The 24,538-nt window shown below is 61.9% G+C and carries 24 protein-coding genes, 4 tRNA genes and 1 other RNA gene; 13 read left to right on the top strand and 16 right to left on the bottom strand.

The window, feature by feature from the left end; all coding sequences use genetic code 11:
• Nucleotides 1–141: 141 nt before the first annotated feature.
• Nucleotides 142–1,524: a trigger factor gene (tig, locus tag AC0J5Z_RS12165; RefSeq protein ID WP_475032416.1), complete on the bottom strand. Its 1,383-nt coding sequence runs from the start codon at nt 1,522–1,524 to the stop codon at nt 142–144.
• A 69-nt stretch (nt 1,525–1,593) separates the two neighbouring features.
• Nucleotides 1,594–1,668: transfer RNA gene (locus tag AC0J5Z_RS12160), tRNA-Pro, on the bottom strand.
• A gap of 128 nt (nt 1,669–1,796) precedes the next feature.
• Between AC0J5Z_RS12160 and AC0J5Z_RS12155 the strand changes: the two genes are divergently transcribed.
• Nucleotides 1,797–1,870, top strand: a tRNA-Gly gene (locus AC0J5Z_RS12155).
• 63 nt (nt 1,871–1,933) lie between these two features.
• Here the strand turns inward: AC0J5Z_RS12155 and AC0J5Z_RS12150 are convergent.
• The 3 genes from AC0J5Z_RS12150 to AC0J5Z_RS12140 are packed head-to-tail and all read right to left on the bottom strand — an operon-like array spanning nt 1,934 to nt 4,388.
• Nucleotides 1,934–2,821 carry an Fpg/Nei family DNA glycosylase gene (locus AC0J5Z_RS12150; protein ID WP_475032414.1) on the bottom strand — a complete coding sequence of 296 codons (888 nt, stop codon included), beginning with the start codon at nt 2,819–2,821 and terminating at the stop codon, nt 1,934–1,936.
• Nucleotides 2,821–3,339, bottom strand: a complete 519-nt coding sequence (locus AC0J5Z_RS12145) for a ribose-5-phosphate isomerase (protein WP_475032412.1) — start codon at nt 3,337–3,339, stop codon at nt 2,821–2,823. Before AC0J5Z_RS12145 ends, AC0J5Z_RS12150 begins: the two co-directional genes overlap by 1 nt.
• Before the next feature lie 44 nt (nt 3,340–3,383).
• Entirely contained in the window at nt 3,384–4,388 is a 1,005-nt protein-coding gene (locus AC0J5Z_RS12140) for a hypothetical protein (protein ID WP_475032410.1), read from the bottom strand.
• Between the two features lie 93 nt (nt 4,389–4,481).
• Between AC0J5Z_RS12140 and pepN the strand changes: the two genes are divergently transcribed.
• On the top strand, nt 4,482–7,082 hold the full coding sequence (gene pepN, locus AC0J5Z_RS12135; protein WP_475039673.1) for an aminopeptidase N: 2,601 nt from the start codon (nt 4,482–4,484) through the stop codon (nt 7,080–7,082).
• A 61-nt stretch (nt 7,083–7,143) separates the two neighbouring features.
• A complete protein-coding gene (locus tag AC0J5Z_RS12130; RefSeq protein WP_475032408.1) occupies nt 7,144–7,623 on the top strand; it encodes an OsmC family protein in 480 nt (159 codons plus the stop codon).
• On the opposite strand, the gene AC0J5Z_RS12125 is transcribed toward AC0J5Z_RS12130, so the two are convergent.
• Nucleotides 7,620–8,633, bottom strand: a complete 1,014-nt coding sequence (locus AC0J5Z_RS12125) for an NAD-dependent epimerase/dehydratase family protein (protein WP_475032406.1) — start codon at nt 8,631–8,633, stop codon at nt 7,620–7,622. The genes AC0J5Z_RS12130 and AC0J5Z_RS12125 overlap by 4 nt on opposite strands.
• A gap of 87 nt (nt 8,634–8,720) precedes the next feature.
• Between AC0J5Z_RS12125 and AC0J5Z_RS12120 the strand changes: the two genes are divergently transcribed.
• Nucleotides 8,721–9,419, top strand: coding sequence for a mechanosensitive ion channel family protein (locus AC0J5Z_RS12120; protein ID WP_475032404.1), 699 nt, complete (start codon nt 8,721–8,723; stop codon nt 9,417–9,419).
• Complete coding sequence (locus AC0J5Z_RS12115; protein WP_475032400.1) at nt 9,412–9,894, top strand: globin; 483 nt, start codon at nt 9,412–9,414, stop codon at nt 9,892–9,894. Before AC0J5Z_RS12120 ends, AC0J5Z_RS12115 begins: the two co-directional genes overlap by 8 nt.
• Before the next feature lie 3 nt (nt 9,895–9,897).
• Here the strand turns inward: AC0J5Z_RS12115 and AC0J5Z_RS12110 are convergent, their stop codons facing one another.
• Nucleotides 9,898–10,569, bottom strand: coding sequence for a DUF8185 domain-containing protein (locus AC0J5Z_RS12110; RefSeq protein WP_475032398.1), 672 nt, complete (start codon nt 10,567–10,569; stop codon nt 9,898–9,900).
• 63 nt (nt 10,570–10,632) lie between these two features.
• Between AC0J5Z_RS12110 and AC0J5Z_RS12105 the strand changes: the two genes are divergently transcribed.
• Complete coding sequence (locus AC0J5Z_RS12105) at nt 10,633–11,538, top strand: acyl-CoA thioesterase (RefSeq protein WP_475032396.1); 906 nt, start codon at nt 10,633–10,635, stop codon at nt 11,536–11,538.
• A gap of 64 nt (nt 11,539–11,602) precedes the next feature.
• Here AC0J5Z_RS12105 and ettA read toward each other — a convergent pair whose 3' ends face one another.
• The 3 genes from ettA to AC0J5Z_RS12090 all read right to left on the bottom strand — a co-directional run bounded on the left by ettA (nt 11,603) and on the right by AC0J5Z_RS12090 (nt 13,974).
• Entirely contained in the window at nt 11,603–13,285 is a 1,683-nt protein-coding gene (gene ettA, locus AC0J5Z_RS12100) for an energy-dependent translational throttle protein EttA (protein WP_011775070.1), read from the bottom strand.
• Between the two features lie 56 nt (nt 13,286–13,341).
• Nucleotides 13,342–13,836 (bottom strand): DUF6993 domain-containing protein, encoded by a 495-nt coding sequence (locus AC0J5Z_RS12095; RefSeq protein ID WP_475032394.1) that lies wholly within the window; start codon nt 13,834–13,836, stop codon nt 13,342–13,344.
• Nucleotides 13,837–13,901: 65 nt separating this feature from the next.
• Nucleotides 13,902–13,974 (bottom strand) — tRNA-Arg (locus tag AC0J5Z_RS12090).
• A gap of 210 nt (nt 13,975–14,184) precedes the next feature.
• Between AC0J5Z_RS12090 and AC0J5Z_RS12085 the strand changes: the two genes are divergently transcribed.
• Both AC0J5Z_RS12085 and AC0J5Z_RS12080 read left to right on the top strand, forming a co-directional pair.
• Nucleotides 14,185–14,739 (top strand): single-stranded DNA-binding protein, encoded by a 555-nt coding sequence (locus AC0J5Z_RS12085; protein WP_475032392.1) that lies wholly within the window; start codon nt 14,185–14,187, stop codon nt 14,737–14,739.
• 62 nt (nt 14,740–14,801) lie between these two features.
• Nucleotides 14,802–15,434: a GNAT family N-acetyltransferase gene (locus AC0J5Z_RS12080; protein WP_475032390.1), complete on the top strand. Its 633-nt coding sequence runs from the start codon at nt 14,802–14,804 to the stop codon at nt 15,432–15,434.
• 7 nt (nt 15,435–15,441) lie between these two features.
• Here the strand turns inward: AC0J5Z_RS12080 and map are convergent, their stop codons facing one another.
• Complete coding sequence (gene map / locus AC0J5Z_RS12075) at nt 15,442–16,209, bottom strand: type I methionyl aminopeptidase (RefSeq protein ID WP_475032388.1); 768 nt, start codon at nt 16,207–16,209, stop codon at nt 15,442–15,444.
• Nucleotides 16,210–16,380: 171 nt separating this feature from the next.
• Here map and AC0J5Z_RS12070 point away from each other — a divergent pair, with 171 nt between their 5' ends.
• A complete protein-coding gene (locus AC0J5Z_RS12070) occupies nt 16,381–17,067 on the top strand; it encodes a DNA alkylation repair protein (RefSeq protein WP_475032386.1) in 687 nt (228 codons plus the stop codon).
• A 20-nt stretch (nt 17,068–17,087) separates the two neighbouring features.
• On the opposite strand, the gene mptB is transcribed toward AC0J5Z_RS12070, so the two are convergent.
• Nucleotides 17,088–18,644: a polyprenol phosphomannose-dependent alpha 1,6 mannosyltransferase MptB gene (mptB, locus tag AC0J5Z_RS12065; RefSeq protein ID WP_475032383.1), complete on the bottom strand. Its 1,557-nt coding sequence runs from the start codon at nt 18,642–18,644 to the stop codon at nt 17,088–17,090.
• A 148-nt stretch (nt 18,645–18,792) separates the two neighbouring features.
• Here mptB and orn point away from each other — a divergent pair, with 148 nt between their 5' ends.
• From orn to AC0J5Z_RS12045, 4 genes are all read left to right on the top strand, one after another.
• On the top strand, nt 18,793–19,428 hold the full coding sequence (gene orn, locus AC0J5Z_RS12060) for an oligoribonuclease (protein ID WP_475032381.1): 636 nt from the start codon (nt 18,793–18,795) through the stop codon (nt 19,426–19,428).
• Between the two features lie 132 nt (nt 19,429–19,560).
• Nucleotides 19,561–19,636: transfer RNA gene (locus AC0J5Z_RS12055), tRNA-His, on the top strand.
• Between the two features lie 127 nt (nt 19,637–19,763).
• On the top strand, nt 19,764–20,336 hold the full coding sequence (gene def / locus AC0J5Z_RS12050) for a peptide deformylase (RefSeq protein WP_475032379.1): 573 nt from the start codon (nt 19,764–19,766) through the stop codon (nt 20,334–20,336).
• A gap of 3 nt (nt 20,337–20,339) precedes the next feature.
• Entirely contained in the window at nt 20,340–21,152 is an 813-nt protein-coding gene (locus tag AC0J5Z_RS12045) for an acyltransferase domain-containing protein (protein ID WP_475032377.1), read from the top strand.
• On the opposite strand, the gene AC0J5Z_RS12040 is transcribed toward AC0J5Z_RS12045, so the two are convergent.
• From AC0J5Z_RS12040 to rnpB, 4 genes are all read right to left on the bottom strand, one after another.
• Nucleotides 21,137–21,937: an HNH endonuclease family protein gene (locus AC0J5Z_RS12040; RefSeq protein WP_475032375.1), complete on the bottom strand. Its 801-nt coding sequence runs from the start codon at nt 21,935–21,937 to the stop codon at nt 21,137–21,139. The two genes, AC0J5Z_RS12045 and AC0J5Z_RS12040, sit on opposite strands and share 16 nt — an antisense overlap.
• 121 nt (nt 21,938–22,058) lie before the next feature.
• Complete coding sequence (locus AC0J5Z_RS12035) at nt 22,059–22,268, bottom strand: hypothetical protein (RefSeq protein WP_475032373.1); 210 nt, start codon at nt 22,266–22,268, stop codon at nt 22,059–22,061.
• Between the two features lie 73 nt (nt 22,269–22,341).
• Nucleotides 22,342–23,829, bottom strand: a complete 1,488-nt coding sequence (locus AC0J5Z_RS12030; RefSeq protein WP_475032371.1) for a glyceraldehyde-3-phosphate dehydrogenase — start codon at nt 23,827–23,829, stop codon at nt 22,342–22,344.
• 263 nt (nt 23,830–24,092) lie between these two features.
• Nucleotides 24,093–24,484: RNase P RNA component class A (rnpB, locus tag AC0J5Z_RS12025), an RNA gene on the bottom strand.
• Nucleotides 24,485–24,538: the final 54 nt, after the last annotated feature.

The raw sequence follows: 24,538 nt of genomic DNA, 5'->3' as shown, positions 1-24,538 counted from the left end.
ACACTAACCGTTTTCACGGGCGATTTGTTCGCCGGAATCGCACTGTTCGCTGACGGCGCACGTCTGCGTTCAGCACCAATGTTCAGCCTTAAAGCAAACCGGCCCCGGATCAGGAGATCCGGGGCCGGTTGAAGTCGTTGACTAGAACTTCACTGCTGCGGGGTCGTCGCTTGCGACAACGTCAGCTTCTTCGGTTGCCTCAACAGCCGCAGCGTCTTCGGCTGCTGCTTCGCCGGCAGGACGGACGAAGTCGGTGAGGTCAACCTTGTTGCCCTCGGAGTCGACTACCTCAGCCTGGCCCAGCACGACGGCCAGGGCCTTGCGGCGGCGAACCTCGGAAACCATCATGGGAACCTGGCCGCTCTGATCAATGATCTGCGCGAACTGGTTCGGGTCCATGCCGTACTGGCTTGCGGTGGTGACGATGTAGTCGATCAACTCGTTCTGGCTGACGTCTACTTCTTCCTTGTCCGCGATGGCGTCGAGGATGATCTCGTTCTGGAAGGCACGCTCGGTGTTGGCCTTGACCTCGGCGCGGTGCTCCTCGGTGTCGTGGTCACCTTCACCGTGTGCGTTCTCCGGGTTGAAGTGAGCTTCGATCTGCTCTTCAACAACGGAGTCCGGAACCGGAACCTCAACGAGTTCAACAAGCTTGTCCAGGACCTTGTCGCGTGCTTCAACGCCCTGCTCGACAACCTTGGAGTCGGCAGCCTGCTTCGCGAGGTCCTCACGGAGTTCAGCAAGGGTGTCGAACTCGGATGCGAGCTGTGCGAAGTCGTCGTTTGCCTCGGGGAGTTCGCGCTCCTTGACGGCCTTGACAACTACCTTCACCTGCGCGGATTCGCCGGCGTGGTCGCCGCCAACCAGCGTGGTCTCGAAGATGGCTTCCTCGTCGGCAGAGAGGCCGGTCACGGCTTCGTCGAGGCCTTCGAGCATGGTGCCGGCACCAACCTGGTAAGAAAGGCCGGACGCGGAATCGATGTCTTCGGCATCAATCGTGGCGGTGATGTCGATGGTCAGGAAGTCATCGTTCTTGGCAGGACGCTCAACGGACTTCAGCGTGCCGAAGCGGCCGCGCAGTTCGTCCAGGGCCTTGTCGACGTCAGCTTCGGAGGACTCAGCGGCAGCAACCTCAACCTTGATGCCGGCGTAGTCCGGCAGCTCGATCTCGGGGCGGACATCGATCTCCACCTGGAACTTGAGCTCGCCGTCGGTTGCGGACGGATCCGGAACCTCGGTGATCTCAACTTCAGGACGGCTCAGGGGGCGAACGCCGGTTTCCTGAACTGCAGCCTGGTACCAGCCGTTGAGGCCATCGTTGATGGCGGTCTCCAGGACGTAGCCGCGGCCAACGCGCTGGTCGATGAGCTTGGAGGGAACTTTGCCCTTGCGGAATCCGGGAACCTGGATCTGCGAAGCAACGGTCTTGTACGCGGCATCGATGCTCGGCTTCAGTTCCTCAAAGGGAACCTCAACGTTGAGCTTGACCCGCGTTGCGGTGAGGTTCTCGACAGCGCTCTTCACAGTCTAAGTACTCCTGATTTTGTGGGTATGGGGTTCTGTCGCGTCCCGGAAGCGGACGCAAACACAGAGTCGGGGTGACAGGATTTGAACCTGCGACTTCCTGCTCCCAAAGCAGGCGCTCTAGCCAAGCTGAGCTACACCCCGAATGCACAGGACAGTCTACGGGCAAGCGAGCCGAGAATGCACATTTGACACCGCGTCCGGAATTAGGTTTAGTTGTACCCGGCTTGAACAGCCGCCGGGAAGTTGTCCTGTAACAGGGTATCCCTCCCGGGGACGTAGCTTAATGGTAAAGCCTCAGTCTTCCAAACTGATTACGCGGGTTCGATTCCCGTCGTCCCCTCCACAAAAAGGGCCCCGATCCACGGATCGGGGCCCTTTTGCATACCTCGCTAATGCTGCAAACCGCCTAAATTTGGCAGCCCGGACACCAATACAGTTTGCGGGCACCGATTTCGGTCATCCCCACAACCGTCCCGCAAGCCCGGCAGGGCATGCCGTCGCGCTTGTAGACAAAGTGGGCATCGGCGTCGGGCGCTACAGCACCGCCGCCGGTCCACAAGGTGGATGGCGTCGTAACAATCCGTCCGTCACGGACGCCGTCGGACATGGTGTCCACGGTGTCATCCCAGAGACGACCAGCGGTTTCCGCATCAATGCTGCTTCCCGGTGTCCACGGATCGACTGCTTGCCGGAACAGCACCTCGGCCCTGTAGATGTTGCCGACGCCGGCCAGGACCGATTGGTCCATCAACAGCAGGGCCACCGCCGTTTTGCGGCGGCGCAGGCGTCGAATGAACTCATCCCGGTCTCCCGGGCGATTGTGCAGCGGGTCCGGGCCCAGACGCTGCAGCACAGCCTCTGCCTCGGCGGAGGTGATGGCTGCACACGTGGTGGCGCCACGGAGATCGGCCCAGCCGTGATGGGACACCAGCCGGACGCGCACGGCGCCCACAGGGGTAGGCGGGCCGGCGTACTCGCCGTCGTCGGAAGAAGCGCCGGTCTCCCGTTCGCCGATACGACGTGGAGCCCCGATGCTGGAGGCACCCGTAAAGGAACTATCGCCGCCAAAGCTCCACGCACCGTAGAGGCCCAGGTGGACGTGAAGGAAGACTTCGTGGTCAAACCTGAGGAATAGCTGCTTTCCATGGGCCGTGGCATCAACCATCGTGTGCCCGGTGAGCAGTTCCGCGCCGGCAGCAAACCTTCCTTGCGGGCTGGAAACGTCCAGACGCCGGCCGCCAAAAACATCCTGGAATTGGCGGGCCAGCCTATGGACGGAATGCCCCTCGGGCACTACTCGACGATCTCGCCGGTAGTTTCGTACACAGCGATTTTGCCAATGCGGCGGACGTGGCGTTCGTCGTTGCTGAACGGTTCCTGGAGGAAGGCTTCAATGAGCTCGGTGGCTTCTTCAACGGTGTGCTGGCGTCCGCCAACAGCAACCACGTTGGCATCGTTGTGCTCGCGGGCCAACTTAGCGGTGGAGAGGTTCCAAGCCAGCGCAGCGCGTACGCCGTTGACCTTGTTGGCAGCAATTTGCTCCCCATTGCCCGAGCCGCCCAGCACGATGCCGAGAGCATGCACACCGGCTTTCTGGTCTGCCACGACAGCAAGGCCGGCGTTGATGCAGAAGGAGGGGTAGTCGTCCAGGGCGTCGTACTCCTTGGGCCCGTGATCCACCACGTCGTAGCCCTTGGCCGTGAGGTGGCTGACCAGATGGGCACTGAGTTCCATGCCGGCGTGGTCCGTAGCAATGTGGACGCGGGGTGTAGTCACAGGAAGTCCATTCTTTCTGGCGCGCGGGTACGGCATAGGGCCGGGGCGCGGCGATAAGGGATGCGCTACCTAGGGTACCGCTACCCGGGTTGTTGGGCCTGTCCGTCGCCGCGGGCCCGACGCGCCGCCCTGTTGAGAACCCCGGCGAGTTTGTCTGCAGAAGCCTGGGTCCCTGCACTGAGCGCCACCCGGCCCCCATTAAGTTTCCTTACGACGACGGCCGGGCCACTGCTGACGAGCATGGCGGTGGCATCGTCGTGGTGCCGCCAGCCCCACCCGCCATAATCTGCGGCCTTTACGTCCGCAGGGGCTGCCGCGGCGATGTCGACGGCGGGGACAGTCAGGACGCGCACGATCCCGCCGGCGAACACTTGCAGCCCTCCCCTGTCGGCGCGCACCCTCGCGAACAGGAACCCCGCGCCAACCAGCGCAGCCACCGCTACCAAGGCGCCCAGCCACGGGACCGCGACCGCTATCAGCGCAGCGGGGAACAGCGCCGACACAATGATCATGACGAACACCGAACTCCTGGCATGCACCCACAGCCGGAGGGTGTCTCGGGCGAGATCAGGGTCTTCGAGAAGACGCAGCTCTTCTTCGAGCGCAACGTCATCCTCCCGGGTCCATCGCGGGTCCGGTTTGAAGGCGAACATCATGACTACACCCAAAGCCACGGCGGCGCCGCTGCCCATGGCCAGTACGATCGGGTCAACGTGGGATTGGCGCGCATCCGCAAGTCCTGACTGGCCCACCAGACCGGCCGCCAACACCGTGGTGATGAACAGGCTGACCATGAGGCCTACACCCATCATGACCCGGCGCATGACCACAGGCCGGGAAATTGACACGGCTTGGAGGAAGACCGCCCATCCGCAGAAGGTGATGAGGGCGGCGCCGCCAGCTACATAGGCGCCGAAAGGCGCGAAGGAGGTGCCGCCGTCGGCGTTCCACATGACGGCCACCGGGTTGGGGAGGTCGTTGCGCAGCATCTGGGCGCACACCACGAACCCGATGGAAAGGAGCAACGGAAAGGCAACCGCAAACCTCAGTGCGCGGAAATCGAGAGTGTCCCGGAACGATGCCATAATCCAACGCTACTCCGTGGGGCGACACTGTGGTGCTCGCTCCTTGCCTTCCCGGCTTGGAGTGAAACAATGGCTTCATACCAGCGACCGGCCATGACGGACCGGCCATCCCAAAATCTTCGGAGGCACCACTTGCCAGGCCTGAATCTAACGCGCGAAGAAGCCGCGAACCGCGCAGAACTGCTCAACGTCGAGTCGTACAACGTCACTTTGGACCTAACCAAGGGTGCCCAAGTGTTTGGCTCCACAACAGTAGTGAAGTTCTCTGCCAAGCCGGGATCGTCCACGTTCATCGACGCGATCACGGAGAAGGTCCACAGCGTGACGCTTAACGGCACAGACCTTGACCCCACGGAGGTTTCCGACGGCGTTCGCATCCAGCTCCCGGACCTGGCCGCGGACAACGAACTCGTGGTCGTGGCAGACGCTCCCTATATGAACACTGGCGAGGGCCTGCATCGCTTCGTAGACCCTGTTGATGGCGAGGTGTATCTCTACACGCAGTTCGAGGTTCCGGATTCCCGGCGCATGTTCGCTGTCTTTGAGCAGCCCGACCTTAAGGCGAGCTTCACGTTCACGGTCACCGCGCCGTCGCACTGGGACGTCATCTCCAACTCCCCCACCCCGGTCCCTTCCGAAACCGCGACCGGTGAGGACGGAACCGCGCGATCCGTGTGGAACTTCGCCCCGACTCCGCGATTGTCCTCCTACGTGACGGCCTTGATTGCAGGTCCGTACCAGTCGGTCCGCTCGGAGGTCGCCAGCTCCGACGGGCGGGTCATTCCGTTGGGAGTGTTCGCCCGCAAGTCGCTCATGCAGTACCTCGACGCGGACAACATCTTCGAGCTGACCCGCCAGGGCTTTGAGTTCTTCGAGGCCCAGTTCGGCTGCCCGTACCCGTTCGAAAAGTACGATCAGCTCTTCGTCCCGGAATTCAACGCCGGAGCCATGGAAAACGCCGGCGCGGTGACCATCCTGGAAGGGTATGTCTTCCGCGGCAAGGTCACCGGCGCGCAAATCGAACGACGTGCCATTACCGTCCTGCACGAACTCGCACACATGTGGTTCGGCGACCTGGTGACCATGCGCTGGTGGAACGACCTCTGGCTCAACGAATCGTTCGCTGAGTACATGTCGCACCTTGCCGCCGTGGAGAACACGGAATTTGACCGGGCTTGGACCACTTTCGCTTCGGTTGAGAAGTCCTGGGCCTACAAGCAGGACCAGTTGCCCACTACGCACCCGATCTTCGCCGAGATCAACAACCTCGAGGACGTCGAGGTCAACTTCGACGGCATCACGTACGCCAAAGGCGCTTCCGTGCTGCGCCAGTTGGTGGCCTGGGTGGGTCCGGAACAGTTCATGGCCGGTGTCCGTACGTACTTCGCCAAGCACGCCTGGAAGAACACCGAGCTCGCTGACCTCATGGTGGAGCTCGAAGCCGCGTCCGGCCGCGACCTGGACGTCTGGGGCAAGCTCTGGCTCGAAACCGCCGGTGTGAACACCCTTGCTCCCGAGCTGACCATTGACGCCGATGGCACCATCACCGGTTTCGCGATCCTGCAGAGCGCGATCGACGAACAGCCCACTCTCCGTCCGCACCGCCTGGCCGTTGGCTTCTACTCGCTGTCCGGAGAAGGCAAGCTGGAGCGCATCCACCGCGAAGAACTCGACGTCGACGGCCCCCGCACCGAAGTCCCCGCCCTTGCGGGACTTTCCCGCCCGGACCTGATCCTGCTCAACGATGACGACCTCGCCTACGCCAAAGTTCGGCTCGATGAGCACTCCCTTGCCACCGCAAAGGCCCATCTGAAGGACTTCGGAGCCAGCCTTCCCCGCACCCTGGTCTGGGGTTCGGCCTGGGACGCTGCGCGCGACGGCGAAACCCCCGCCCGCGGCTACGTCGACCTGATCCTGGCCAACATTGCCCACGAAACGGATTCCTCGGTCATCCTGGTCCAGCTACGACAGCTCGCCACCACACTGACGTATTACGTCGCCGCCGATCACAAACTGGACACCACCATCGCCGCTGCGGACAAGCTGTGGGAGCTGGCTTCGTCCGCGGCGGCGGGTTCGGATGCCCAGCTGCAGTTCGCCAAGTCTTACGCCCAACTGGCACGCAGCGGAGGGCAACTGGACCGCATCCAGGCTCTCCTGGACGGGAGGGAGACCCTCGAAGGCCTCACCGTGGACCAGGACATGCGCTGGGAGCTCCTGACCGCCCTCGTCGCCGGCGGACGCCAAGGCCAGGAGCGCATCGACACCGAACTTGCCCGCGACAACACCTCCAACGGCCAAAACGCTGCTGCCCAGGCGAAAGCAGCCATTCCCACCCCGGAGGCCAAGGCAGCAGCCTGGGACTCGATCGTGGTCAAGGGAGAGCTCTCCAACGCCCTGCAAGCCTCGGCCGTGGCTGGCTTCATGCGTGTGGCCGACACTGCCTTGTTGGAGCCTTTCGCGGAGAAGTATTTCGCTGCCGTGCCCGGAATCGTCGAGGAACGAACGCACGCCTTGGCCCAGCAGATCGTTGTGGGCCTCTACCCGGCACAGCTCACTACACAGGCCACGGTGGATCGAACCGACGCATTCCTGGCTGGACTTCCGGAGGAGAGTGCAGCACTGCGCCGCATGATGCTGGAAAACCGCGACGGCGTAGCCCGGGCCCTGCGCGCACGGGCAGCGGACGTCTAAGCCCTGCATTTTTGAGGCCCGTGCGGACAGTTGCGTGTGCGTGCATAGCTAAACTGTCCGCATGGGCCTCAACGAACACCACTACGAACTGACTGTCCGCTGGACCGGGAACCTTGGCGAGGGCACAGCAAGCTACCGTGGTTACTCACGCGACCACGACGTTGAGATCAGCGGGCTGCCTACGTTAAAGGGATCGGCCGATCCCACGTTCCATGGGGATCGGACGCGCTACAACCCAGAGCAACTACTGCTTGCCGCGCTTTCGCAGTGCCACATGCTGTCTTTCCTGCACGTGGCAGTCAAGCATGGGGTAGTCGTCACCGGCTATGAGGACAACGCCCAAGGCCTCATGAAGCTCAACCGGGACGGCAGCGGGCAGTTCGAGAGCGTGACGCTCAAACCGAACGTCACCATCGCGGATCCCGCTCACGCCACTTTGGTCCCAGAGCTTCACCATGAAGCCAACCAGGTCTGCTTCATCGCCCGCAGCGTCAACTTCCCGGTACTCCACGAACCAATCACGACGGCGGCAGCAGCCTAACGCTGGTCGAGCCTCCAGAGTGCGACGAGCCTACGTTCAGTGTCACGGCTCAGTCCGGCTTTGCGGTTCCTGTCCAAGCCTCGCGCGTTTTCATCCTCGAGTGTGGCCGCAAGAGTTTCCTGCCACGGCCGGAGGGTCATTCCACGCTCACGAGCGGCGCGGTTGGTCCGTGCTTGAAAGCCATCGTGGTCTGCCGGCAACCAGAGGGGCAAGGAGTCCGGCCCTGCCCAGTAGTCGACGCCATGCTCCACGAGCCAAACTTCGTCAGGCCGGATGACTTCCTGAGCCGCTCCATCCCCTATTGCGGTTCCCGCCGCCCTCTGCGACTCGGCGATGTAGTCTTCGAACCGCACCACGTCTCCCAAGGCGTTGTAGGTGCCTGTCAATCCTTCTTCGGCGGATCGCAGGATCCACGCAGCGAGGTCCCTGACGTCAATGATCTGGGTGGCGTCGTCAGGAATGTCGGGCACCAGCACCGGATCGGAGTTGGCCGCAAAGCGGGCAGGCCAGTACCCGTAGCGATCCGTTCCATCCCCCGGACCTCCGATGAGTCCTGCCCGGACAATGTGCGCTTTCTCCCCCACCGCGGCCAAGGTCATCTGCTCGATTGCAGACTTGGATTCCCCATATGTCTCCGGAGTGCCCGCCTGGCCCTCGGGCAAAGGCTTCAAGAGCGCCGCACTTTCATCCGCCCCAGGTACCGAGTGGTCCGCGTATACCGAACAGCTGGAAACAAACGTCCAGTGCTCCGTGGCGGGTCCCAGGACGTCCAGCGCCACACGCGCCTGCACGGGATCCCGCGAGACGTCCACCACCTCATCCCAGCTGCCTTCGATCTCCGCGAAGGCCCCGGCACCCAAGGCGCGGTCGCCCCTTACCCAGGTGACGCCGTCGGGCGGGCTCGCTGAAGTACCCCGGGCCAAACAGGTGACACTATGGCCGGCAGCAAGAGCCTGCCGGGCGATTTCTGCTGACAGGAAGGCGGTACCGCCCAAGACCAGGATGCGCATACCGTCACGCTACGGCGCTAGGGTTGTAGGTGGACAGAGTGTTCCGCGCCCGGCGAACACGGGCCGACGACAAGGAGCCACTACACCTTGACCTCCATCCCCTTGGCGGAAACCATCAACATCGAACCCGAAAAAATCGATCTCATGTCTATCCTCATCACGGTGGGCGTGGGCCTGGCTGTGTGGATCGTGGCACGGTTCATCATCCTGCGCATTACGCGACGAGTCTCGGCGGGCAGTTCTTTCTTCAAGAAGCCACACTTCAAGTGGGTGCAACCCGCAATCCGTGCATTGGACCATGAACGCCGCTCGCAGCGCGCCGAGACCATCGGCTCGCTGCTGACAAGCCTGGTGAGCGTTGTGGTGGTGGTGATCGTGATCATCTACGTCCTCAAATACATGAACGTGGACGTCGCGCCGCTCCTGACCAGCGTGGGCATCCTGGGTGTTGCCATCGGTTTCGGCGCCCAACAGTTGATCCGCGATTTCCTCGCAGGAATCTTCATCACCATTGAGGACCAATACGGGATCGGCGATGTGATCGTCACCAGTGAAGTGATTGGTACCGTTGAATCGGTGGGCCTGCGTATTACCCGCGTCCGAGCGGAAGACGGAGCCATATGGTACCTGCGGAACGGTGAAATCCTTCGGGTTGGAAACCGGTCCCAAGGAGACTACGTGCCGCTTGAGACACCTGAAACCAGTGAGGAACCCGGCGCTGCAGCCGCACCCGTGACAGCAGGCGCACCGCGTGTCACCAAAGCCGAGGAGAAGTCCAATGAGTAACACCGCAGGAGGGCAACCGCCAGCGCCGCAGGCAGGCCCCCGACCCCAGCTGATGCAGAACGACCCCTTCAGCCAGCCCGCCTACACGGACAGCTTCTATGCCGCAGTAGGCGGCCATGAGACGTTCGTCAAGCTCATCGATGTCTTTTACGACGGCGTCGCCACGGATCCGTTGCTTCGCCCCATGTATCCCGAAGAAGACCTCGAACCGGCAAAGCGCCGCTTCCTCATGTTCCTGGAGCAATACTGGGGCGGACCTACCACGTACGGCGAAGAGCGCGGCCACCCCCGCCTTCGCATGCGTCACATGCCGTTCCGGGTGACCCCCGAGGCCAAGGACCGCTGGTTGTTCCATATGCGGACAGCCGTTGACTCTTTGGAGCTCTCGCCGCTGCATGAGGGCACGTTATGGGACTACATGGAGCGGGCAGCGCTGACCATGGTCAACAGCCCTTCGGCCGGCCCTGACGCCTAAGGCCTAGAAACCAAGCCCCAAACCTGCTCCTGTCCGGACCAGCACATGGCCGCGGGGACCGCTCAAGCGGAACCAGCGGCCATTGCGGAAGACCCTCTGCTCAGCCTCGCCCAGGAAACCCAAAGCGAAAGCGGCGAAAGCCGCACCTGCCGGAAGTTCGTCCAGGCCGGGCAGCTCCCGGCCCCACACTGCAGCCCTGGCGGTGTTGACCACCGCGGCGCCTGCCATAGCGGGAATGACGCCAGCCACCTCCGCAATGCCAGCCTCCGCCGCAGCCTTGAGGTCGGCGTCGAGAACTGTTCCTTGGGCTTCCCATCCGGCCCGGGGCGCGCCAACGCCCGCCCAGGACTCAGAAACCGTCGACGGCGGGATGGGCAGTTCCACATCTTCGGCCCCTGAGCGGGCCAACCGGTCCATAACGGACGCGAGCGTCACGGTGACGTCGGCTTGGGCAGGCCCAGCAAGGGCCATGGTTCGCAGGCCAAGGATTGTAGGGGTTGATTCGCCCAGGATTCGGGGCCTCAGGACACACACGTAGGCGGCCAGGACGTTGCCCGTGGCCTGAAGGCGGATGGCGCCGTCATCGATGCTCTTTGCCCGGGTAACGAAGGTCCGCAGGTCAGCGAGGTCGCGGGGATCGGCGAAGCGGAAGGACTGGGTCAAGACGTCTGTCACATCATCGACTCTACCGGCATGTCCTCGGTTGAGAGGGGTCGGGGCGCCGTCTAAAGTCGAACCATGACTGACACGAACGCTGGCCTCGAGGTGGACGCACCCGCAGAGGACCCCATGGAAGTGCTGATTGGCCTGCTGGATCTTGGTGACTTTGACGGGGCCCGGACCAACGAGGACATTTTCCTGGGGCCGTCCCAAAAGCAGCCCCGGCATCGTGTTTTCGGCGGCCAAGTATTGGCGCAGTCCATGATGGCCGGTATGCGGACCGTTGAGCCGGACCGCGTGGCACACTCCATGCATGGCTACTTCCTGCGTCCGGGTGATGCCAACAAGCCGATCACCTTTGGCGTGGAGAGGCTGCGGGACGGCCGGTCCTTCTCCGCCCGCAGGGTGCATGCCTATCAGGACGGTGTACCGATTCTCTCGATGATTGCCTCGTTCCAAGTGGAAGACAGCGGCCTGGACCATCAGACCACCATGCCTGAGGGCATCCCGGACCCCGAATCCTTGCCTAGCACCGCCGAACTGTTGTCCCACTACGACCATCCGATGGCACGGCACATGTCCTCGGAGCGGCCCTTCGACGTTCGCCACATCGACCCCGCACTGTACGTTTTCCCGCCCACGCAGCACGTTGCTACCAATGCAGTGTGGATGAAGACCATGGGTCCCCTGCCCGATGACGCCAACCTTCACCGGGCAGCCTTGGCCTACGCGAGCGACTACACACTGCTGGAACCCATTCTCCGAAAGCATGGGCTCGCCTGGATGACACCGGGCATGAGTGTTGCCAGCCTCGATCACGCCATGTGGTGGCACCGCCCCGTGCGTGTGGACGAGTGGATGCTTTACGTGCAGGAATCTCCCAGCGCCCAGGGTGCCCGGGGACTCGCCACGGGACGCATCTTCAACCGCGAAGGCCAGCATGTTGCCACGGTGGCGCAGGAAGGCATGGTCCGGATTCCGTAGCCTTGCCTTAAAGCCAAGAGGCCGATCCCTGTTGGGACCGGCCTCTTGTATTTGCGGCTAACTACTAGTCGCGGGTCAGGCGGCGGTGCGTCACACGGTGCGGCTTGGCAGCATCGGGGCCGAGGCGCTCCACTTTGTTCTCCTCGTAGGAGTCGAAGTTGCCCTCGAACCAGTACCACTTGGAGGGGTTCTCGTCGTCACCTTCGTAGGCGAGGATGTGGGTCGCTACCCGGTCCAGGAACCACCGGTCGTGCGATACCACCACAGCGCAGCCCGGGAATTCGAGAAGGGCGTTCTCAAGGCTGCTCAGGGTCTCGACGTCGAGGTCGTTAGTAGGTTCGTCAAGGAGGAGGAGGTTGCCACCCTGCTTGAGCGTCAGTGCCAGGTTCAGGCGGTTACGCTCACCACCGGAAAGGACACCCGCCTTCTTCTGCTGATCCGGTCCCTTGAAACCAAACGCCGAAACGTAGGCCCGCGAAGGCATTTCAACCTGGCCAACCTGAATGAAGTCGTGGCCTTCGGAGACAACTTCCCAGAGGGACTTGTTCGGATCGATACCGCCACGGGACTGGTCCACGTAGGAGATCTTCACGGACTCGCCGATCTTGAGCTCACCATCGTCCAAAGGCTCCATACCGACGATCGTCTTGAACAGCGTGGACTTACCCACACCGTTCGGCCCGATGACGCCGACGATGCCGTTGCGGGGCAGTGAGAAGGAGAGGTCTTCGATCAGCACCCGATCGTCGAAGCCCTTCTTCAGGTTTTTGGCCTCGATGACCAAGGAGCCCAGGCGCGGTCCGGGCGGAATCTGGATCTCTTCGAAGTCCAGCTTGCGGGTACGCTCGGCCTCGGCAGCCATTTCCTCGTAACGGGCGAGACGTGCCTTTGACTTGGTCTGGCGGCCCTTGGCGTTGGAGCGCACCCACTCAAGTTCTTCGGTGAGGCGCTTGGAAAGCTTCGCGTCCTTCTTGCCCTGGACCTCGAGGCGGGCTTTCTTCTTCTCCAGGTAGGTGGAGTAGTTGCCTTCGTACGGGTAGAGGTGGCCGCGGTCAACTTCTGCGATCCACTCAGCCACGTGGTCCAGGAAGTAACGGTCGTGGGTCACGGCAAGTACAGCGCCGGGGTATTGAGCCAGGTGCTGCTCGAGCCAAAGTACGCTCTCGGCGTCCAAGTGGTTAGTGGGCTCATCAAGAAGCAATAGGTCAGGCTTCTGCAGGAGAAGCTTGCACAGCGCTACGCGGCGGCGCTCACCACCGGACAGGACGGTGACATCGGAATCGGCCGGCGGGCAGCGCAGTGCGTCCATGGCCTGCTCAAGCTGGGAATCGATGTCCCAGGCATCCGCCGCATCGATGGCTTCCTGAAGCTTGCCCATCTCGTCCAGGAGCGTCTCGTAGTCCGCATCCGGGTTAGCCATTTCTTCGGAGATCTCATTGAAGCGCTGGATCTTGCCGTAGATCTCGCCTACACCCTCCTGGACATTGCCCAGGACGGTCTTTTCCTCGTTCAGCGGCGGTTCCTGCAGGAGGATGCCCACGGTGTAGCCGGGGCTCAGGCGGGCCTCGCCGTTTGACGGGGTGTCCAGTCCGGCCATGATCTTCAGGATGGTGGACTTACCAGCACCGTTCGGGCCCACGACGCCGATCTTCGCGCCAGGGAAGAACGACATGCTGACGTCGTCCAGAATAAGTTTGTCGCCAACGGCCTTGCGAGCCTTGGTCATCGTGTAAATGAATTCCGCCATGCCCTTAAATCTAATGGGTAGGCGTACATAACTCACATTCGGGCCCCGCGGTGGAGCTAGCGGGCGTCTCCCACGAAGCATTTTCCGGTGGCCAGCACGGGCAGCACTGTGACCACCACCCCGCCGTCCCGGATCTGCCCCATGACGCAGCTCTCACCTGTCAATGCCGCAGCTACCATCGCGTCGACGTCGAGGCCAGTGGGCGTACGGCTTACGGACACCTCTACGTGGGTCTTCGGGATGCCGGCGGAAACCAGGGCCGCTCGCAACGTTTCCCGGTCCGGCTTGGGGTTGCCGGCGATCAGGGCCTTCAGCGCGGACTCCACGGCTGCGGTGGTTGCAGCAGCAGCGGGATCCACGGTGGCGGTCGCCGTGGCTTCGGCATTGGTGGAGGGCCCCGGGGTAGCTGCAGGTTGGCCGGTGGGCGACGCGGGCTTCGCCGTGCAAGCGGTGATCGTCAATGCCGCCGCAATCATCAGCGACAACCCGGCGATGCGGACTTTTGACGCCTCTGATGCCCTGCCATATGCCTGTGCGGTTCGCCTGCTCATCACCTAGCCATTCTGCCTTAAAAGTGACATCCCCCTTGGAGGCTGTTCCAAGGGGGATGTTTCTGTGCCCCAGGAGGGAATCGAACCCCCGACCGGCGGATTAGAAGGCCGCTGCTCTATCCCCTGAGCTACTGGGGCGCACTTGCGCCATCACCGCTGTGGACCGCTGGCGCCACAAAGAGTTTACAGTGCGATCGGTCAGCTGCTTGCCACTCCCACTGAATCTGCTTCTACTCCTCCACAGCTGCCGTTATTCACATAGGCACATGCGGCACTCCCCTCCCCGGCTTCTCTGAAGGAAGCTGAAAGAGCCGGACAGGCACTTCCCTACACCGAGAAGGACCACCAATGAATGACATGATCACCGTCCGGGGCTTCGTGGCCTCGGAGGTCAAGACTTCCACCACTACGCGGGGCACGTCCACCGCATCGTTTCGCCTGGGAACCACGGAGCGCCGCTACGACCGCGCCACCAACACGTGGGTGGACGGAAACACCAACTGGTACACGGTTCAGTCCTTCCGCTACCTCGCCGGCCACGTGGGGTGCAGTGTGAAAAAGGGACAGCGCGTCCTCGTCGTTGGGAAGCTCCGGTTGCGGCAATGGGAACATGAAGGCCGCGTCTACCACGTAGCTGAAATCGATGCCGAATCAGTGGGGCATGACCTCATGTGGGGCTCTGCCAACTTCACCCGAATGAGCGGCGCCTCAGCCCCTGCCGATGCAGCACCTGCTGTGGAGGCACCCGGCACCCCGGACGGCAGCAACGAGTGGGACTCCGATGACCACGAGCAAGTACCACCGGAAGACGAGTCCATCGCAACGGACATTGAGGATCCTGATGGCACCGGTCCTCTACTGGTCAACACCACAACAGGCGAACTGGTGGGTGCCGGCGTTTGATCGTTGCGCCAGGATTCAGGGTTCTGCGGGACCAGCCCCGAGCCTGGGCCTATTCTGGGTCCATGGCACACAACCATGCTGCTTCGAGGATCGAAACAACTCCTGCTACCTGGGCGGCTGTTGAGGAATTGTTCGGAACCAAGGGCGAACCCTCCCGGTGCTGGTGCCGGTGGTTCGCCCTTACCGGCAAGGATTGGGCCACCACACCGACGGGTGATCGTAGGGAATTGCTGAAGTCGGCGTTCCAAACAGGTCCGGCGCCTGGCGTCCTGGCGTTCCGGGATGGCCGTCCGGTCGGCTGGTGCGCAGTGGAACCGCGAGCCAAATATCCGCGTCTGAAACGATCCCGGATACTCAGGAGGACGGCAGTTATCCAGCCGGAGGACGGCCTCGGTCTGTGGGCGGTCAGCTGCTTCGTCGTGGCACCGAATCACCGGCGTACGGGCGTGTCCTCCGCGCTGCTCGCTGCCGCGGTGGATCATGCGTTCAACAACGGCGCAGACATCATTGAGGCTTACCCGGTGGATACGGATCAAAGGACCAAAGCGACGGCCTCGGACCTGTTTCACGGCACACTTTCACTTTTCATGGCTGCCGGGTTCAGGCCAGTGTCCAAGTCAGTTCCGGGCCGGCCCGTGGTACGGCTCGATAAGGTCTCCCGGCTCACCGAGGCGGCGCGGCTCAATAATCGGTGATCAAAGGCTACGGCAGCGTCAGGATCATCGGCCCCTCAGCCGTGATGGCTATGGTGTGTTCGCTGTGGGCGGCGCGTCGCCCGTTTGCCGAACGAAGAGTCCATTCGTCCTCGTCGTGGTAGTAGTCGTCCTTGCCACCCAGGATCAACATGGGCTCAATGGCAATGACAAGGCCTTCCTCGAGCTTCATACCCCGGCCAGGCCGTCCGAGGTTGGGAACGGGGGGTTCGGCGTGCATTGTCCGGCCTATGCCGTGCCCGCCATGGTCAGCCAACAACCCGTATCCTGCACGTTTCGCCTCGCCACCGATTGCATAAGCAAGGTCACCCATCTTGTTGCCTACGCGGGCTGCGTCGATACCGCGGGCAAGTGCGGCTTCTGTCGCTTCCACCAACTCCTGATCCTCCGGGTCGCCGTTCCCGACGACGAAGCTGACGGCCGCATCACCGCACCAGCCTTCCACGAAGGCGCCACAGTCAACGCTGAGCAGATCGCCTTCCTCCAGTACGTATCCATTGGGGATCCCGTGCACCACCGCGTCGTTGACGCTGGTGCAAATGACGCCCGGGAAAGGCACCGCCGCCCAGCGCGGGTGGTAGTCCAGGAAGGCAGGCTTTGCGCCGGCATTGGAGATCACAGCGGCTGCGACGTCGTCGAGCTCCTTCAGCGAAACACCCACTTCAGCATGATTCCGGACGGCGGACAGGGCATTGGCCACCACACGACCGGCCTCGCGCATGATCTCAATTTGGTCCGGTGATTTCAGCATTGACATCGAGATTCCTCCGTTGTTGCCGACGTGAGTTAACAGAGCTACTGACCGTGCGGGGAAACTGAGGCTCCGAATATGCCCACTCTACGGCGACCGCACAGCGGGAGCGAGGCCCACAGTTCTCGGACAGCCGTTCGAACCCCTCCAGTCCGTCACCCGTCCTAGAGTTGGGGCATGACCATCAATGTCCTCGTGGAGTCGATCCGATCAACGCTCCGATCAGCCGCTGACGCCGAACGGGGACTCGGAGCCCAGGCCTACTTGAAATCCGACATGCCTTCTTGGGGTGTCCGGGTTCCCGAGGTACGCAGAATAGTGAAAGAAGCAGCGAAGCAGTTCCCGGTGACGTCGCCCGCTGAGCTGCGCCTAGCCGTTACTGAGCTGTGGCGCAACGCGGAGGCCCGTGAAGAGCGATACGCAGCCATCGACCTGACGGGCCTCCGAATGGTCAAAGAAGACCTGCAGATGCTGCCCATTTACGAAGAAATCATCCGCACGGGTGCATGGTGGGACCTCGTGGACGGTGTCGCACACCGGATCTGTGCACTCCTGCTTTCCCACGGCCCCACCATGAGGCCGGTCCTGCTGCAGTGGTCCAAGGACCGCGACATGTGGATCCGCCGGGCGGCTATCACTGCGCAGCTGGGGGCCAAGTCCAAGACTGATACCGGACTGTTGGCCGCGGTCATCTCCTCGAACCTCGCCGACAAGGAGTTCTTCATCCGTAAGGCCATCGGGTGGGCGCTCCGTGAATATAGCAAAACCGACCCTGAATGGGTCAGGGCATTCGCTTCCAGCAACTCGGCCGCTTTGAGTCCGCTGTCCACCCGCGAGGCATTGCGGCTATTGCCGTCCGGCTGACGCGGAAGGCAGCAGAGTCTTCAGATAATGGGACGCATGCCGGATTCGTCCCGCACCCGGAACAAGCTCTTGGTCTTCGGATCAACAAAGATCAGGTAGATGGCGAACAGGAGGGCAATGAGGGCTGCAGCATAACGGGCCAGGATGAGGGCAAGTCCCAAGTCTTCGCTTTGAAGGTAAGGGAACACGTCCAACTGGTCCGAAATCGCGTAGACCATGAAGAACGAGACGATGAAGTAGAGGGCCTTGACCTGCCAGTCGTTGCGGATACCGGTCACAGCGAAAAGCGGTATCAGCCACACTACGTACCATGACTGAATCATCGGCGCCAGCAGGACAATGGCCGCAAAGGCCAAGGTAAGTCGGCGCATCAGGCGATCGTAGTCGCCTCGGAAAATCAGCCAAGCGACCGCTGCGACCATCAGGACCTTGCCGGCGTCGTAAACCCACTTCGCCAGGGCCCAGCCGTCCAGGCCAAAGGCGTTGAAGATCAGGGCAACAACCATTCCGATGAGACCGACAGGCGCGTACCAGATCCAAACGCTACCCGGAGCTGACAGGCCGTTGATCCAACCGAATCCGAAACCGTTGACGAGGCTCAAGGCATAGAGAAGCCCGAAGCTCAGAGCCGCTGTCAGGAACCAGTAAAGGAATTTGCGCGGCCACGAGGCGTCCTTACCGGCCCACAAAAGTCCAATGAAGGGGAGGAATACCACCGTAATCGGCTTGATCGAAATGGAGAGCGTGACCAGCACCAGTCCCGGAATGACACGGCGCGTTGCGCAGTAGTACAGGCCTGCCAGTGCCAGCCCAATCATCAAGGCGTCGTTGTGGACGCTGGCAATGAAGTTAGTGAGAAAGAGCGGGTTGGCCGCTGTTAGCCATAGTGCCCTGTGAGGATTCACACCGTGGAGTTCCGCCAGCTTCGGCACATAGATGATGCAGAGGATGACACCCACGGCGGCAACAAGCCGGAAAAGCATGATGCTTGCTTCGGGCTGCACGTTGGTCACCCACACTACAAACTGCTCAATCCACAAGAACAACTGACCGTAAGGAACTGGCGCTTCGGTCCACATCTTGTCCGCGCCCAGCTGGAAGTAGTTGGGCAGGGCCGAAATCCCGTTTTCGTAAGGATTGATGCCTTCGACCATCAACCGGCCCTGCCCAATGTAGGCGTAAACGTCCCTGCTGAAGAGGGGAACCGTGAACATCATGGGCAGGCCCCAGGCCACTACAGCCTGCAGGGTCGCTTTTCGGGCTTCCAGTCCCCACAGCCGGACACGTTGGCCCAGCCGAAGCCAGGCACGGACGAGCAACATGCCACCGATGGCCAGCAAAACTATGGACAGACCCACCCCAACCCCTTCGGTGCGCATCCAGATGAAGAGTGGAAGGCGCCGGAGTTCGGAGACCGGAGCAAGCCAACCAACGCCGAGAGAGCCGAACATCATAAACATCGAACCGATGAAGCCGGCGATCAATGGCGAACGTGCGTTATCTACCTCGCTGGCAACAGCGTCGGCTGACGGCGTTGCTGTCCCTGCCAACTGGGCGGCGGGTACTGGCACCGTCATGTGGTCGTCATCCAATCGTTCACCCGCTGTGTTCGGGTCAAAATTATGCGTCTGGGGGGGCCGTCGGCAACAGGAAGAAACGACACTGCCGCGCTCAAAAATCGTACCATCGGAGCACTTGGAAGCCACTGAGGGATAGGCTGGGCGCGTGCCTATTACTAATGAACGCATCGTCTGGATCGACTGCGAAATGACCGGCTTGGACCTCACGAACGACGCCTTGATCGAGGTCGCAGCGTTGGTGACGGATTCCGAGCTCAACATTCTGGGCGACGGTGTAGACGTCGTCATCAAGCCGGATGATGCCGCGCTGGAACAAATGAACGACTTCGTGCGGGACATGCACACCCGCTCCAAACTCCTGGACGAGCTCCCCCATGGGAAGACCATGGCCGAGGCGGAAGCCCTGGTCCTTGAATACATCGAGAAGTGGGTACCGGATCCCCGCAAGGCTCCCCTGGGCGGAAACTCTGTGGGCACAGACCGCATGTTCCTGGCCAGGGACATGCCCAACATCGTCGAGCACCTCCACTACCGCGTGATCGACGTCAGCACCATCAAAGAGCTCTCACGCCGCTGGTTCCCGCGTGCGTACTTCCAGTCCCCCGCCAAGCACGGAGGCCACCGCGCCTTGGGCGACATCAAGGACTCTATTGACGAACTCCGCTACTACCGCCAGGCCGTCTTCGTTCCAGCGCCAGGACCGGATACCGCCACGGCACAGCGCATTTCCAAGGACATCATTGCTACCGCAGAGGCCTTAGGATCCAGCGAAAGGGTGTGATCTGCACCATTTTTCGAGGTTTTTTCGCCAAAAACCGCAAAAGTGGACATTGCACCCCAAAACAGCAGGTAAGCTATTTGTCGTTGCCTTGAAGGAAAGCCGGTCAAACGGTTCAACCCAAAAAGGCACATGGTGGGCTTAGCTCAGTTGGCAGAGCGCCTGGTTGTGGTCCAGGAGGTCGCGGGTTCAACCCCCGTAGCTCACCCCACCGAGATTGGCTCCAGAGCCGGTTTCCACAAAGGCCGCACCGGTTATCCGGTGCGGCCTTTGCTTTTAACCTTGAAGCGGACCAAGGCCGCTTTCGGACTACAGCGCTAGACGAAGGAAAAACTGAGATGACCGTCCTGCCAGTCACTATTTGGGGCGAACCTGTCTTGCACCGCCGGGCAAGCGAAGTCGAAGTTTTCGACGACGAACTCCGCGCCTTGATCGCGGACATGTTCGAGACCAATGACGCCGCCAACGGGGTCGGGCTCGCCGCACCCCAGATCGGCGTGGGCAAGCGCCTCTTCGTCTACAAGTATGCGAACGACGACGACGTTCCGGAGCAGGGTGTGGTGGTTAACCCGGTCCTGACACTTTCCAAGGTCTCCGGCGCACTTCCGGATCCCGACGAGCACGTTGAAGGCTGCTTGTCCTTCCCTGGCGAGTACTACCCGTTACAGCGAGCTGAATGGACGCGGGTTCAGGGCTTTGATGGCGACGGCAAGCCCGTGGACTTCGAAGCCACAGGCTGGTTCGCCAGGATCCTGCAACACGAGTTCGACCACTTGGACGGCAAGCTGTACGTCAATCGCCTTGTAGACCGGTACTCAAAGAAGGCGCTGAAGCAGGCCAAGAAGAACGGTTGGGGCGTGCCCGGCCTGACCTGGATGCCTGGCGTCGATCCCGATCCGTTCGGGCACTGAGCCATGGCCGCCAGCCTTCACGCGGAGCTTTTCAAGCTCCTGGATATTACCGGCGAAGACGCCGTTGAGTGTGCGCACCTTCTGGACACACCTCCGGATGAGCCTGTTCTGCAGGCGTTGAACGCGATGCAGGAGAGGCTTAGGACATTTCCAACGGACAGCATTCCAGCCGACGGCACTCGCGAAGCGCACTGGATCGAAGCACTGCTCCGATTCGCCCCCTCAGTTCACGAATACCATCTTGAGCTCGGAATCAGCCCGGCGGTGTCGGCTGCTTCCTTGGCGGACATGGGTTTACAGCTCCGTATCAACCGTCGGGTCCACGGCCGTTTTGGGCTGGACACCTGGAGCTGGCTGACGTTGCACATGGCCGGCAATCTGTTCAGGCTGGGCCGGCTGCAGTTCCATCTGGTTCCGGCCGATGATCGTCGCTCAGACTGGGCTCTTGGCGTTCATATACCCGAAGATGGAGGCCTCTCCCCTACGTTGGTGGAGGCCAGCTTCGCCGAGGCCAGCTCTTTCTTCCCCCGATATTTTCCAGACAAGCCTGCCCGCAGAGCCACCTGCGATTCCTGGATGTTGGATCCGTACCTTGTGGAGCGCCTCCCGGACAGCAACATCGCGTCGTTTGCCCGGCGCTTCACGCTGGATCGGTGCACTGATGCCCCTACGGATGCCGTCTATTTCACGTTCAGGCAGCGGGGACTCCAGGACTTGGATAAGCTGCCACGGGAGACCTCACTCCAGCGTGTGGTCTTGGAGCGGATCGACGACGGCGGCACGTGGCAGCTGGGGCACGGTCACCTGGCTTTGTAAATGGTTTGCTGTTCCGGGCAGGACGACAAGACCCGCTTCATGGCGTCCTTTTCGGCTTGCGTAATCCAGAGCTGATAGGCCGCCTTCACGGAAACCTGCCGGGCGACGTAGTGGCAGCGGAAATTCTTGTTGGCCGGCAGCCACGTGGCTGCGTCACCTGCGCCTTTCTTGACGTTGGCGGGACCGTCAGCGGCGATCAGGTTCAGAGGATCGTTCGCGAACGTTTGCCGCTGCTGGACAGTGAGCTGCTGGGCGCCCTTCTGCCAAGCGTCGGCGAGGGCCACCACGTGATCGATTTGAACGGCGCCGCTGGTGTCCTGGCCTCTTCGGAAAGTCACTTGCGCCCCTGTATAGGGTTCATGAAAGCTGCCGCCAGCGACCTTGCACGATGAACCCTCCGTGAATTGGACCGCCGAGAGGTCCCTCCGCAGAATGTCGTTTCTGGTGTCGCACCCATTGCGGTCAGCGTCAGCCCAGGCTTGGCCGAAAGCGGCCCTGTCGTAGTCCGACTTCGCTGCCCGCCCTTTAACAGGGAGTCGCTCCAGGGCGTCGCTGGCCTTTTCAGGGGCTATCGGCGCCGCGCCGCGCAGGGGCTTCATCCAGTCAGGGTTGTAGACGGGGGCTTCGCTGGGGCCAGCTGCCCATGGTTCAGCGGCACTGAATTGTCCGGTGGTGAAAAACCACGAAAGCCCTGCCACGACGGTCGCCGCGGCCAGTCCAAGAATGGCCCACGCTTGACGTGACCTTCGCCGGGCGCGTTTGTAGGCAGACCAAGTGATACTCAAGGGACTCCGTCCAGTGGGGCAAGCAATGTCCTACGAGCGTAGGACAAGGCCCCGACAGTAAGAGCCGATTTCCACAGTGTGGAGGAGAAGTCACGCTGCGGCCATTGAGTGCCTCAGTGGTTCATTGCTCCCGCATTACGCGCTGGAGGTCCTCCGTTGCCAGCGCGAGGAGGCCACGCAGCTGGTCGACGCGCTGGTCTGTGACGTCACCGGCAGCGTTGCCTGCGATGGCTTGATCCAGCAGTTTCTGGGCTCGCTTGTGGTTGGCCTTTGCGACGTCCAGAGCGTGTTCCAGCGCGGTCTCATGTTCCAACGTTGATTCGTTTTCCATGAACCCATTTTGGTCAGGTTTCCCGGCTGATACCAGTGACTCAGCCGGGAAACCTGTGAATACTTCCGAGTGCCTAGGCGCCAGCCGTTTCAAGAATTGCGATGGGAGCAACGACGTCACGTGCGGGGAACGACGGCGGGTTCACGCCGGCCATTTCTTCCATCACGCGGACAACCTGGCAGGAGTAGCCGAACTCGTTGTCGTACCAGACGTACAGCACGAGGTTCTTGTCGTTGCAGATGGTGGCTAGGCCATCCACGATGCCTGCGCGGCGGGAGCCAACGAAGTCGGTGGAAACCACATCAGGAGAATCGATGTAGTCGATCTGCTTGCGAAGATCGGAGTGCAGTGACATTTCGCGCAGGAAGTCGTTGACTTCGTCACGCGTGGTGCCAGTCTCCAAGTTGAGGTTCAGGATGGCCATGGAGACATCCGGGGTGGGTACGCGGATGGCGTTGCCCGTGAGCTTGCCCTGCAACTCGGGCAGCGCCTTGGCGACGGCCTTGGCAGCGCCGGTCTCCGTAATGACCATGTTCAGAGCTGCGGAGCGGCCTCGGCGGTCACCCTTGTGGAAGTTGTCGATCAGGTTCTGGTCGTTGGTGAACGAGTGGACCGTTTCCACGTGGCCGTGGATGATTCCGAACTTGTCGTTGATAGCTTTCAGCACCGGCGTGATGGCATTGGTGGTGCAGGATGCTGCCGTGACGATCTTGTCATCATCGGAGATGTCCTTGTGGTTGATGCCATGGACGATGTTCTTGAGGTCGCCCTTGCCAGGTGCCGTCAGCAGGACACGGGCAACGCCCTTGCTCTGCAGGTGCTGGGAGAGGCCATCGGCGTCGCGCCAGCGGCCGGTGTTGTCCACTACCAGGGCGTCCTTGATGCCGTAGGCCGTGTAATCCACTGTCGCGGGGTTGTCCGAGTAGATGACCTGGACCTGCACGCCGTTGGCGGTGATGGTGTTGGCTTCCTCGTCCACACGGATGGTGCCCTCGAAGGAACCGTGCACGGAGTCGCGGCGCAGCAGGCTGGCACGCTTCACGAGGTCATTCTCAGCGCCCTTGCGAACCACGATTGCACGGAGCCGCAGGCCGTGTCCGCCACCAGCCTTTTCAATGAGGATACGGGCCAGGAGACGGCCAATGCGGCCAAAGCCGTAAAGCACGACGTCGGTGCTGGTCCGGTCGTCTGCGCCACGCTTTCCCACGATTTCGGCGAGCTCGGCACGCAGGTACTCATCCAGCGAGGCGCCGTTGCCTTCGGCCCGGAACTTCTCTGTCAAACGTGCGATATCAATGGCTGCTGCGCCGAGTTCCAGCTCGGACAGGGCGTTCAGCAGCGGTGCAGTCTCTTCGAGCAGCAGCTCGTGGTTGCTCATCCGGCGCGCAAAGCGGTGGGCCTTCAGGATGTTCATGGTGGACTTGTTGATCAGGCTCCGGCCATGGATGCTCGTGACCACGTTGTTTTCCCGGTACAACCGGCCGATCACCGGAATCATGGCCTCGGCGAGAGCCTCCCGGCCCATCCACTTATCAAGACAAGAATCTGACGTCTGGCTCACAGAACTACCTTCCTTGGGTCAACCACATACGTCCTCGTATGTAGATGGCAGCGGCCGCCCGGAGTAGTCCTGCGGCTCATGCGCCGGCGGGCTTCGGTCCACCCACAGCGCCTTGAACGAGAGCAAAGAAAATCCGCCGGCTGCGAACGCAGTCCCGGCGGCAGAACATCTACGTTCAGTAACCATTCTAGGGCGGAAGGAAGGGGTGAAGGCCGCCCCGCGGCGTGAAATCACTCACACGGCGGAAATCCGGGAGTAATAAATGGATGGGTCGACCGATACGCCGGGTTCTGTCATCCCCTGCCGTTACCGGAAAGGGAGTGGCGGCCATCCATCTACGAACGCCGTTGCCGACGCCCTCCAGCAGCCTACCCGGACACTCGGGCGAGCAGCCCTCAAGCGTGTCCTGTCTGGCCTTGCTCCGGGTGGGGTTTACCTAGCCTCCCCGGTCACCCAGGGAGCTGGTGGTCCCTTACACCACCGTTTCACCCTTACCTGCTGCGCCGCGATGCAAACATCACGACGCGCAGGCGGTCTGTTCTCTGTGGCACTGGCCTGCGGGTTACCCCGAGTGGGCGTTACCCACCACCCTGCTCTGCGGAGCCCGGACGTTCCTCGAGCCACTTTCGTGACGCGCGACCGCCTGGTCGACCCATCCGTCGTCCAGTCTACCGGCGTTGGGACCAGCCAAAGACCCCGGTAATATCGA

The organism is Paenarthrobacter sp. TRD_SC_7 (assembly GCF_056156245.1).
The sequence above is the reverse complement of the archived record's forward strand: the minus strand, read 5'-3'. Positions and strand labels throughout refer to the sequence as shown.

Excerpts from the sequence above, each read along its gene's own strand:
- AC0J5Z_RS12145 (WP_475032412.1), bottom strand. The coding sequence starts at position 3,339 with ATGCCGTACCCGCGCGCCAGAAAGAATGGACTTCCTGTGACTACACCC.
- AC0J5Z_RS12140 (WP_475032410.1), bottom strand. The coding sequence starts at position 4,388 with ATGGCATCGTTCCGGGACACTCTCGATTTCCGCGCACTGAGGTTTGCG.
- pepN (WP_475039673.1), top strand. The coding sequence starts at position 4,482 with ATGACGGACCGGCCATCCCAAAATCTTCGGAGGCACCACTTGCCAGGC.
- AC0J5Z_RS12130 (WP_475032408.1), top strand. The coding sequence starts at position 7,144 with ATGGGCCTCAACGAACACCACTACGAACTGACTGTCCGCTGGACCGGG.
- AC0J5Z_RS12125 (WP_475032406.1), bottom strand. The coding sequence starts at position 8,633 with ATGCGCATCCTGGTCTTGGGCGGTACCGCCTTCCTGTCAGCAGAAATC.
- AC0J5Z_RS12115 (WP_475032400.1), top strand. The coding sequence starts at position 9,412 with ATGAGTAACACCGCAGGAGGGCAACCGCCAGCGCCGCAGGCAGGCCCC.
- AC0J5Z_RS12105 (WP_475032396.1), top strand. The coding sequence starts at position 10,633 with ATGACTGACACGAACGCTGGCCTCGAGGTGGACGCACCCGCAGAGGAC.
- ettA (WP_011775070.1), bottom strand. The coding sequence starts at position 13,285 with ATGGCGGAATTCATTTACACGATGACCAAGGCTCGCAAGGCCGTTGGC.
- AC0J5Z_RS12095 (WP_475032394.1), bottom strand. The coding sequence starts at position 13,836 with ATGAGCAGGCGAACCGCACAGGCATATGGCAGGGCATCAGAGGCGTCA.
- AC0J5Z_RS12085 (WP_475032392.1), top strand. The coding sequence starts at position 14,185 with ATGAATGACATGATCACCGTCCGGGGCTTCGTGGCCTCGGAGGTCAAG.
- AC0J5Z_RS12080 (WP_475032390.1), top strand. The coding sequence starts at position 14,802 with ATGGCACACAACCATGCTGCTTCGAGGATCGAAACAACTCCTGCTACC.
- map (WP_475032388.1), bottom strand. The coding sequence starts at position 16,209 with ATGTCAATGCTGAAATCACCGGACCAAATTGAGATCATGCGCGAGGCC.
- AC0J5Z_RS12070 (WP_475032386.1), top strand. The coding sequence starts at position 16,381 with ATGACCATCAATGTCCTCGTGGAGTCGATCCGATCAACGCTCCGATCA.
- mptB (WP_475032383.1), bottom strand. The coding sequence starts at position 18,644 with ATGACGGTGCCAGTACCCGCCGCCCAGTTGGCAGGGACAGCAACGCCG.
- def (WP_475032379.1), top strand. The coding sequence starts at position 19,764 with ATGACCGTCCTGCCAGTCACTATTTGGGGCGAACCTGTCTTGCACCGC.
- AC0J5Z_RS12045 (WP_475032377.1), top strand. The coding sequence starts at position 20,340 with ATGGCCGCCAGCCTTCACGCGGAGCTTTTCAAGCTCCTGGATATTACC.
- AC0J5Z_RS12035 (WP_475032373.1), bottom strand. The coding sequence starts at position 22,268 with ATGGAAAACGAATCAACGTTGGAACATGAGACCGCGCTGGAACACGCT.